Annotated in this window: 4 protein-coding genes; 2 read left to right on the top strand and 2 right to left on the bottom strand. The window is 49.4% G+C overall.

The genetic code is table 11. The features are described 5' to 3' along the window. The first annotated feature begins 414 nt into the window (after positions 1–414). Positions 415–1,959: an ATP-binding protein gene (locus EKK48_02550; protein RTL46235.1), complete on the top strand. Its 1,545-nt coding sequence runs from the start codon at positions 415–417 to the stop codon at positions 1,957–1,959. Positions 1,960–1,994: 35 nt separating this feature from the next. Here EKK48_02550 and EKK48_02545 read toward each other — a convergent pair whose 3' ends face one another. Then, positions 1,995–3,023, bottom strand: a complete 1,029-nt coding sequence (locus EKK48_02545) for a hypothetical protein (protein ID RTL46234.1) — start codon at positions 3,021–3,023, stop codon at positions 1,995–1,997. 214 nt (positions 3,024–3,237) lie between these two features. Between EKK48_02545 and EKK48_02540 the strand changes: the two genes are divergently transcribed. Then, positions 3,238–5,337 (top strand): hypothetical protein, encoded by a 2,100-nt coding sequence (locus EKK48_02540; protein ID RTL46233.1) that lies wholly within the window; start codon positions 3,238–3,240, stop codon positions 5,335–5,337. Position 5,338: 1 nt separating this feature from the next. Here the strand turns inward: EKK48_02540 and lysC are convergent, their stop codons facing one another. Continuing rightward, a complete protein-coding gene (gene lysC / locus EKK48_02535) occupies positions 5,339–6,706 on the bottom strand; it encodes a lysine-sensitive aspartokinase 3 (protein ID RTL46232.1) in 1,368 nt (455 codons plus the stop codon). Positions 6,707–6,831: the final 125 nt, after the last annotated feature.

Here is a 6,831-nt window from a genome sequence, read left to right as displayed (position 1 = left end):
ACAGGTGACGCCGGAAGTCAGTTCAACACTGGTTGATTCGACACAGATAACGCCGGAAGTCAGTTCAACACTGGTTGATTCGACACAGATGACGCCGGAAGTCAGTTCAACACTAGTGGATTCGACGCAACCAGTATCGCTCGGAAACTTCGACTTGCCTAAATTCGAATTTTCATTTCAAGATCATCTGTCTGCTCCTCTGGCCACTGTGGGTGGTGAGAGCGGTGCTGCTGGCGCTGGTGTGTCAGCGGCTCAATGTCCTAAGTGCGGTGCTGCACGCGACACTAACTTCTCCTTTTGTCTTGCCTGTGGGCAGTCATTTCTATAGTTGATTAAAACTGAATTTTGGTTTGAACCATTCTGAACTCTTGAACGTATTACTTCTTGGAAGGACGATGAGTCAGAGGAGCAGATATGTTCGCGAGAATCTTTTCAGGAGGACTGATCGGCGTCGATGCTTATTGTATCGAGGTTGAGTGTGACTGCGGACCTGGTATTGGACAAATCAGCCTTGTTGGTCTGCCTGACGCGTCGGTGAAGGAGTCGCAAGACAGGGTTCGTTCTGCCATCAAGGCTTGCGACTTCTATGTGCCGTACGCAAAACGGTGGATCGTCAATCTTGCACCTGCAGATACCAAAAAGGAAGGACCGGCTTTTGATTTGCCGATTGCAGTTGGCATTCTTGCATCAACCAGCATGTTGCCTACCGAGCACCTATCTAAATTTTGGATAGTTGGTGAACTTGGATTAGATGGTTCTGTGCGACCGGTGTCCGGCGTTCTGCCGATTGCCATGGCTGCTAAGCGTTATGGGGCTATGGGCATCATACTGCCCCAGGACAATGCCGAAGAGGCAGGGCTAATCGATGGTCTCAAAATTTTTCCCGTGTCACATTTGAAGCAAGTTTGTCATCTCCTGGAAAGACCTGAAGCTGTTGCTGTTCTAGACAACGATCCCAGGCAGACTTTTAAAGAGAGTCAAAATAATCGACGTGCTGGTCCAGATTTCTATGAAGTGAAAGGACAGTATGTTGCTAAACGGGCGCTCGAAATTGCAGCGGCTGGAAAGCACAACATATTGATGGTTGGTCCGCCCGGGTCAGGCAAGTCGATGCTTGCCCAACGATTGCCTGGCATTATGCCACCACTCTCATTTGAGGAAGCTCTCGAGTTGACGAAGTTGTACAGCGTCGCTGGCAAGTTGCAAAATAAGAAAAGCCTCGTGCTAGAGAGACCGTTCAGGAACCCCCACCATAGCGCTTCAGCGGTGGGCTTGATCGGCGGTGGAGCAAATCCAAGACCCGGCGAAATTTCGCTCAGTCACATGGGTATTCTCTTTCTCGATGAGTTGACCGAGTTTCCTCGCGCCCATCTCGATAATTTGCGTCAGCCTCTTGAAACGTCTAACGTGACTATCAGTCGAGCCATGCATACACTCACTTATCCCGCGTCGTTTCTGTTTGTAGGTGCGTGCAATCCCTGTCCGTGCGGTTATAAGGGCGATAGCGTCAAATGCTGTTCTTGCACAACCTATCAGGCCGAACGTTATTGGAACAGGTTATCTGGTCCACTGCTCGATCGTATCGATTTACACGTCACTGTTTCGCGGCTGACAGAGGAAGAACTTTCGAGTGCTGGAAGTTCAGAAACCTCTTACGATATCCGGCTCCGTGTAATGCGTGCAGTTGAGATTCAACAGGAGCGGTGTGGCTCAAGACCATTTGTGTTTAACGGTCAGCTCTCGCAAAGGGATATGGTGAGGTACTGCAAAATTGACGAAAAATCGCGGCTGATTTTGGCCCGAGCTGTTCACCAGTTAGGATTGTCTGCCCGTGCTTACGATCGAGTATTGCGTATCAGTCGTACCATTGCCGACCTTGAGGCGCACGAGGATATTCAAGCTTCCGATCTGGCAGAAGCCATTAACTATCGCAGTCCTTATCGACGAATGTTTGAATAGTTTTGGGCAGGCTCTTAACAAACGACGGGTTTGGATTAACCAACCAGACTCCCTTGTGCGCTGTAAGCAAGTGGCGGGATTCTCGTTTGCGGGGAACGAGGTTGCGGTTTGGGTTGGCAACGAGCTTGTGGTTCCAGTTGGAATTTCGGTGCCGGCTGGGGTTGCGGTTGTGATTCAAAAAGCAGCGAAGATTGTGGTTCAGTCTGTCGTTTCAACGTAGCTCGTGCGCGTTGTGATACGTAAGGGTTTTCACTTTCTGCAAGCCAGTACAGAAAGTGTCGCGGCGTTTTTGGATCTTCAGCCAGGCTGTACCAGATATCGAGCGGTCCAGTGGCATCAAATTGCACCCCTGTTTTTTGCTCTTGATCCAGCGATGCCGCTGCTTGTTGACGTGTTTGTAATTCTAGATTTCTATCAAATGAGACGGGCACGAACGCACTTTTTTGAACAAACATTTTCTCCATCTCGCGATTTTCGCTCTCGTTTGTTTCTAGATCGGCGCTGTCAGGGGCAAAATTGGTTTGGGGTGCGAAATTGAGTGTATGCCCGTGACGTGCAAGCATCGTCTGCAATTGGCGTTCCAAAAGGTGCAGCTGATAGAGAAGTCCAGTCACTTGATGTCGATGCGCCTCGGTATTCAGCACCCGCCTGGACTTATGCAGTCCCTTTGTTTTGCTCACATCACTTAAATAACTGAATAACACAGCGTCTTCACTGCGCTGCATAAAACGGCTCAACGAAGCTGTCTTGAATCGAGAAGGTTTTGAAGCAAGCAAGGCAGTTTCTATTGCGTCTGTTTTATTCGCCAGTACGGCTCTAAATTCGCTGACCTCGCTGCAATCATGCCAGTAACTCAGGCATAAGCCTTCTTTCTTTGAAAGTTGCGAAAGTTCGTTGAGTTTTGGAAACATCAACGGCTTTGCCGCCTTGAATTCAGGGTAATGCTTGCGAATCGCCAGGATTCGTTCGAGATTTTGTCTGAGGTTGGTTTCTGAGCGCAAATACTTTTCGTTATTCGCGTTCCGGAAATCGACTTCCAGCGCTTTAATTAAAGTGCCTAACATTCCATCCAATCTCTTGGTAACTTTGGCAAGGACGCAAACTCAGCAAACTTTGTTGCGGTCATTTTTCTAACAAATTCGGCAGGGCCTTGCATTGGCAATCCGAAAGGTTTGGATACGAGGGCTTGTCAAGATTAATGGGAAGAAATGAAGTAGTTGCCCTTATCCTGCCTAAAATCTATATTTAGACCATTGTTTGTATATGTGAGTGTCAGAGATGGAAGAGAAGAAACGCATAGCCAAAGGAATTAAGCTGAATGCTTCTCAACTACCGCTGACGAATAAGGGCGATTTCGTCATCGGTAAGGATAGCCGAAAGGTTCTCGATAACAAGATTATTGAGAATCTAAACGGTGCCAATCATGGCTATTTCCCCTCGACAGTAAACAGCGAGTATCGGACCTGGAGCGTCTCCAGAGAGCTGGAAATTCCGACTATTCCGGCTGATGCAGAAGCTCAGATGAGAATGATTGAAGGCGAAAGTGCAGCGGAGTCTTTACAAAACGACCCACAGAACCCTTTTGCACACGAACCGAACCATGCTGGAGAGCATCAGTTTTTTGAAGACAGCACCTCGACGGCGTCTGCTGATTTAGCCGGGGAAGCGGGCGCGACATCTTCTCACCCGAACCCTGCATATGATTCTTCTGCCGTGGCTCGATTGGCGGAGACTCAACGGGAAGTATTGCCCCACAAGGCTGCTTCTGAGTCGGGTTGGCCTGCGTCACTAGCAGACACGCAGCGAGAGTTTATCGAGAGAAAGCCGGCTGCGCCGCCTCCGCAAGCACAGTTTGATGATGCGCCTTCTGCCTGGGGGGCTCCTACAGCCGATACTCAGACTCGATACGTCGTCACAAGCGGGTCGACTGGGCGCAGCCAGCAAACTGCGGAGGAGAGTCCATGGGCGGGGCCGGAGATGCTGCCAGAGGTTTCTCCTGAGCCTGTACAAAATCAGACCAATGAGGATGTGTCGAGTGATTCGAATCCCAATCCTGAACCGGCGGTGAATGAGCCTGCCAGAGTTCCTGGACAGGATGTGAACACGACTCCTGTCGATGCGCAGGATGAATTACTGCCAGCCTGGATGAATGCGCTGGTTTTTGATGCCACTGTTAGCAGTGAACTGCAAGCTTCAGAAACTCCTTCAGAGTCCGCTGTTCAGTCTGAAGAGGCGGTGGAACTTGAGACGTTCCTCAATTCCATTCCAGATGAAGAATTCGCCATCGATAACGAAACAATGCGTCATTTGTTCTCATCGTTATGCGAGCCGAAATCGAGCAGCATGAAGTTAAAGTCTGCTGCAAGTGAAGCTGCGGATCTTGCCATCGCGGCTGCTGCTGCGGAAATTCTGAAGACCGAAGTTTCTATCGATGAAATATCGATTCAAGACCTTGCCACTCAAGAAATGCTGGATGGACAAACGGGTGCAAGCATTGAAGATGGCGAAGCGGGTACTGCAGCTGAGTTTGAGGCAATTCAAAAAGCCTACGAAATGCTAGATCTAACGCCACTGCCGTCATCAATGCGAAAGGACTCTGCTAAGACTGTTTATGATGCAGTGAAAAAGGCGGCTGATGACCTGGCTCAGAACCCCGATCCGGAAGGGGCGAGCAGTATCACCAGAACTGAACGCGGCACAATTGAGATGGCGATACATGCGGGCGGTCGTCAGCTTATCCCCACATACAATTTCTGCGGCATGTTGACCAGTGTTGCTATGAGTGATGGACTCAGTTTTGTTCTTTCGGAAGAAAAAAATATCTGGCATATGATCGAACAATCGGGAAAGGTCATGGTCAGCGGAATTCAGTCGGTTTCGTTCGACAAGCTGGGGAATTTGAGCTACGTCACAAAACGCGGTGATGTTGTTACGTTGAAAATCGACGGCACAATTGATACCAAGTTTGCAAAGAAAGGTCAGGTACCGTCGCCTGTCGCATCTGCAGAACAGACGACTAAGAAACCGGAGACAGAAATTTCCGAAGCTAACGTTTCAGATGCGAAGACTCCGGATGCAGAAGGCTCCGAAACTACTGTTTCAGCGTTGAAGAAACCAGATCCGGAAAATTCCGAAACAAACGTTGCGGAGCCTCAGAAATCGATGGCGAAAGACTCAGAAAAAGCTGGAGCAAAGGCGAAGAAGTCGGATACAAAACCTGAGCGTAAATCGAAGTCCAAACCGGACGTAAAGGTTCAGTCTAAATCAGACACTAAGTCAGAGGCAAAAACGCAGTCCAAGTCAGATGATAAGCCTCAGTCAAAGACGAGCAAGTCTGTGACTAAGGGCTCTGCAAAACCGAAAAAGAAAGGGCGCTGATTCAGCCGTTCTGCTTCTCGAAAAAAGCGTCGTGCAGCTGCCTGATTGCCAGATCAGCTTCATCTTCCGAAACCACAAAGCTCAAGTTGATATCAGATGCGCCACCGGAAATCATAATGATGTTGATGTTGCGCAGCGCATCAAAAACTTGACCGGCAATGCCGCTCTTTTCGCGGAATTGTCTTCCCACTACTGTGATAATGGCGACATTTGACTGTACGCGAACCTCGCCGTGATCGGCTAGATCTGCTGAAATCTTGTCCAGTGTGTCGGTTCTATCCGTGGTCACTGAGACGGAAATTTCTGAGGTTGAGATTAAGTCGATGGAAGTTTGATGACGGTCGAAAACTTCGAAGACGCGAGTCAAAAATCCGTGCGCCATCAACATTCTCGGCGAAGTGATAAAGAAAGCGCTGATGCCCTTTTTAGAGGCGATGGCACATACCAGTCCGGTGGCGTTGACCGTTGCTTTGATGATAGTGCCCGGTGCTTCCGGACGCATGGTGTTGAGAATGCGCACCGGAATATTTTTCTCGACCGCAGGAGCAATGGTCAGCGGGTGTAATACTTTTGCCCCGAAGTAAGCAAGTTCGGATGCTTCTTGAAAGGAAACTTCATTCAGTACGATTGCATCTTTTACGACCCGTGGATCAGCGGTCATCATGCCGTCAACATCAGTCCAGATCTGTATCTCGGTAGCATCAAGTGCGACACCCATAATAGAGGCACTGAAATCTGAGCCGCCCCGTCCGAGGGTGGTGCTGGCACCGTATTCGGTAGCGCCGATAAATCCTTGAGTAATTACTAGTTTGCCTGAGTCCAGAATCGGATTCAGTTTTTGTTTTGCCTGTGGTATCAGTTTTGACCACATGGGATTTGCTTTGCCGAAGTTCTCATCTGTGATCATGAACTCGCGAGCGTCTACCCACTGTGCTTTCAGACCTTTGCTTTCAGCATAAGCAGCGAGAATCTTCGAGGACAGCAACTCTCCCATTCCAGAGACGGCATCAAGCGATCTTTTGGTCAGTTCGCCAAGATAGCTTATTCCTTTAAAGAGAATTTCCAGCTCCTGCAAACTGGCGTCGATATCTTTGAGAAGACTCATGGACTGCTGCGATTTCACAAATAGATTTTCCACACATTGCTCGTGTGTATCGCGTATCGCTGCCAGCTTCTGCAGCGCGCCCTTCAAGTCGCGGTTGACGGCGAGCGTGGCACCGGCAATCAAGGCATTTGTGACGCCCGACATTGCCGATAAAACAATCACCGCCTGCTGGTTTGAGTTTTGCAGGTTAGAGAGCAGCTTCAGCACGCCCTCAAATCTCTCTGCCGAACCTACAGACGTGCCGCCGAATTTTAAAACAAGCATTCCAGTCTCCCGTGTCAAAGCGCAGGTTTTCAAGCTGTTGAACGGTAAGCAGGTGGGCTTTTCCCGCCAGCCCCGTAACAGAAGAGCCCCGGTGTAAATACCGGAGCTCTGATTTTAACTGACTG

Source organism: Candidatus Melainabacteria bacterium, assembly GCA_003963305.1.
GTDB lineage: Bacteria > Cyanobacteriota > Vampirovibrionia > Obscuribacterales > Obscuribacteraceae > PALSA-1081.
Note: the sequence above shows the minus strand (reverse complement) of the source record. Positions and strands in the feature narration are given on the sequence as shown.